The organism is Acinetobacter sp. HR7 (assembly GCF_000773685.1).
In the GTDB taxonomy this organism is placed as follows: Bacteria; Pseudomonadota; Gammaproteobacteria; order Pseudomonadales; family Moraxellaceae; genus Acinetobacter; species Acinetobacter thermotolerans.
In genome coordinates this window covers 1-905 of sequence record NZ_JPQO01000011.1, presented here as the reverse complement: position 1 = coordinate 905, position 905 = coordinate 1, and the positions used below count along the sequence as shown (strand labels likewise).

At 32.8% G+C, this 905-nt stretch carries 1 protein-coding gene; it reads left to right on the top strand.

Translation table 11 applies throughout. The features are described from left to right. Positions 1-66: 66 nt before the first annotated feature. Entirely contained in the window at positions 67-882 is an 816-nt protein-coding gene (locus tag GW12_RS00850) for an IS982 family transposase (RefSeq protein WP_152598507.1), read from the top strand. The last annotated feature ends 23 nt before the right edge of the window (positions 883-905 follow it).

The following is a 905-nucleotide window of genomic DNA, read 5'->3' as shown; positions in this document are numbered from 1 at the left end:
TAAATTTTTTTTTTTTTTTTTTTTTTTTTTTTTTTTTTATAAAAAAAAAAATAATTTCCCCCAACTATAGTCTCTGAACCATTAAGAAAACGTGGTTTTCCACCTGCTTTAACCGATATTGAAATTATCACAATGCAAATTGTTGGTGAGTGTCTCAAAATGGATACGGATAAAAGCATATGGATGTTTTTTAAAAACAATTACTTAAGTTGGTTCCCTCATTTAGGTTCATATCCTAACTTTTGTAAGCATTGTGCAAACTTATGGCAAGTTCATCAAAAAATCACAGCCCAATTAACTGCACATTATGGTCAGGATCATATTCATTTTATTGATGGATTTCCTATACCTGTTTGTCGTTATAGTCGAGCAAAAAGACACAAGAATTTCAAAGAACATGCAGGTTTTAGTTATTGTGCTGCACAACAAGAGAAATACTATGGTTTTAAAGGGCATCTTGTAATTAATTTGGAGGGTATGATTACTGGCTATACTTTCGCTCCAGCAAATGTAGATGAGCGTGATGTTGCACCAGAAATCACAGAAAATATTCATGGGTTACTAGGTGCAGATAAAGGTTACTTAAGACCCAGCTTGAAAGAATACTATAAATTTCAGTATGTTGATCTACAAACTCCTTTAAGAAAGAATATGCCGGACTCTAGATCTCAAGAATCAATGAGGTTGCTTATGAGAGCACGAAGGAAAATTGAAACGGTCATTGGTCAATTAACTGATCGCTTTAATATTCAAAAAGTAAGGGCAAGAGATTTATGGCACTTATCGCATCGTTTTATCAGAAAGATTTTGTCACATACGGTCTGCGTCGTTATGAATAAAAAATGTGGTTATTCGCCGATTCAATTTGAAAAGCTTATTTAAAGTTGAGATTGGCGTTTAAATAA